The sequence below is a fragment of the Pseudomonadota bacterium genome (assembly GCA_030859565.1).
Classification (GTDB): Bacteria; Pseudomonadota; Gammaproteobacteria; order JACCXJ01; family JACCXJ01; genus USCg-Taylor.
In genome coordinates this window covers 1-2266 of record JALZJW010000281.1, presented here as the reverse complement: position 1 = coordinate 2266, position 2266 = coordinate 1, and the positions used below count along the sequence as shown (strand labels likewise).

General features: G+C 60.5%; 3 protein-coding genes. 1 reads left to right on the top strand and 2 read right to left on the bottom strand.

The window, feature by feature from the left end; translation table 11 throughout:
- On the top strand, window positions 1-862 hold an 862-nt coding region (locus M3436_20775; protein MDQ3566401.1), incomplete at its 5' end, for a transposase.
- A 392-nt stretch (window positions 863-1254) separates the two neighbouring features.
- Here the strand turns inward: M3436_20775 and M3436_20770 are convergent.
- Together M3436_20770 and M3436_20765 are read right to left on the bottom strand one after the other, a co-directional pair.
- Window positions 1255-1611: a hypothetical protein gene (locus tag M3436_20770; protein MDQ3566400.1), complete on the bottom strand. Its 357-nt coding sequence runs from the start codon at window positions 1609-1611 to the stop codon at window positions 1255-1257.
- A 21-nt stretch (window positions 1612-1632) separates the two neighbouring features.
- Entirely contained in the window at window positions 1633-2013 is a 381-nt protein-coding gene (locus M3436_20765) for a hypothetical protein (GenBank protein MDQ3566399.1), read from the bottom strand.
- Window positions 2014-2266 lie beyond the last annotated feature (253 nt).

Below are 2266 nucleotides of genomic sequence, written 5' to 3'. Positions count from 1 at the left end.
GCTGGTCAGGCAGAACCAGCGGCCACTCTACAAGCTGCTCTTTGAGTGCGCCAGCGCGACGCTCTTGGAGTTCGGCGAAGGAAAGCTCAAAGCGCAGATCGGCGTCACGGCCGTGTTGCATACCTGGAGTCAGACGCTGCTCGATCATTACCATCTCCATTGCATTGTCACCGGGGGCGGGCTTTCGCTCCAAGATCAAAAGTGGAAGAGCACCAGCGAGGATTACCTTTTTGCGGTGCGCGCACTCTCCAAGATGTTCCGGGCAAAGTTCCGCGATGGCTTAAAGAAGCTCTATGATCAGGGAGAGCTGGGCTTCCATGGAGCGCTCGCCGGGCTCTCGGACCAAGAAGCGTTCGAGACGCTCCTTGGCTGCGTCTGCGCGAAACCGTGGGTGGTTTATAGCAAGAAGCCCTTTGCCGATCCACAGGCCGTGCTCGCTTACCTTTCGCGCTATACGCACCGGGTGGCCATCGGCAACGGACGCCTGCTCGCTCTGGATCAGAGTGCCGGCACGGTCACCTTCAGCTACAAAGACTATGCCGATGCCGGCCGGCGCAAGCAGATGCAGCTTAGTCTCGTCGAGTTCCTGCGACGGTTCTGTCTGCACATCCTGCCGGAGCGCTTCGTAAAGATCCGTCACTATGGCCTCCTCGGGAACCGCGACCGCGCCGCAAAAATCGCCCTGGCCCGCGCCCAGCTCGCCCCTGCCGTCGAGGGCGAGCCCTCGCTCCGCGTGCCGCCAACCCAGGCTTCAGCCCATCCGGAGCCGCCGCTGTGCCCGCATTGCGGGTCCGCGAACTTGATTTTGGTCGAGCGACGCGGACGCGCCCAAGCTCCGCCGCCGCTGACCGACTCCTCATGACCTCCGAAGCTTTCCTGCAGCCTCGCCTCCGCCATCGAGCCAATCGAAGCAACGCCTGCTCCGATCAGGCTCGCCTCACGTCGCAAAGCGCTAATCTGCTGCGCCCATGGCTTCTGCGATGGCCTAGCCCTCCAATAATCCAGTCTCTTTCCGCCAACGCCTCCACGCTTTGCCCTGCGGCCGCACCTTCGAGCCGGAGATCGCCAGCCTCTTCGAGCCGCACCGCCATTTACTTTGCCCTGTAGCCACGCGCCGCGTCCCGCGAACCGGCTCAGTTCAACATCAGTGTATCCGCCATGCCGGGCGATGACACGTGTCACGCAATCCCAACCTTGTTCCGCCCGGCACAGCGGATACACTGCTTTACGTTAGGCGACGTGGGGTGAAAACGATCAAACGTAGATTCCGTCTGGGTGAATGGCGAATGATTCATACTGCGGAGTATCATCCAAGACCGAAAGGACATGACCGGTCGAGAAGGTGAGCGAAAACGAGTGTGGTGGGTCAATGCTGTAGCCCGTCACATCTGCGTTGAGGATGACGTGGATGCGATAGTGCTCACGGTCGGAATGCGCCAACGACTGATCGACCAGCAAGCCCGCGGCATCGCGCAACTCCCACGTGCCGTGCGCTGCGATCGTGCCGGAGCGTCCGAATCGGAAGTGAACGCCGTCCATGCCAATGCAGGCTTGGAACAGCGCGTCACCAACGAAGCGCTCAATTGGCAGGTCTGCGGGAACTCCATACATACGCGATGCGTGCGAAGTCGCCTAACGAACAAAAGGTGAGCGACACGCGGAGCAGGCGCGGCCTGTGCCGGTGGCGGAAAGGCGGCGGTGGTGGTGGGAAGCACAGGCCGTGACTGCGTAGCGTGTTCGCTCGACCGCCGGGTTAGGCGACTTGGTGGAATCATCAGAGGTCGTCGTCGGGGACTTGGGCTGTGCGGGTGGGAGCGGGTTGTTGAAGCCGCCGGGTGCGTTGTCCTCGACCTCGGCGATGAATCCGTTGATCAGCATGGCAGCAATCACGATGAAAAAAGCGATCCAGAAGCTCAGACCGCTGAAGTAGCTCAAAGCCCAACCAACGAGGGATGCCGCAGAAAGCGCGATAAGAAAAGAGATCCGGTGAAACGTGAACTTCTTGGCTCTCATTCTACGGGACACTCCGAGTTGCCTAACGACTTACAGATCAGCTACTGCGGAGGCTGGCGCGAGCCATGCGTGGTGGGTGGAAAGGCGGCGGCACGAGAGCATGGCTCGTGACAGTGGGAGCAGTTAGCTGCATCGACTTGTTGAACTAAGCCGCTGGCGCGGCGGTGATGGCAGCAGGATTGGCTTGTGTCGGCAAATGAGCAAAAGTGAGAGCATGAAAAGCCATCATCGTTACGGCACGAATCAATAGAGA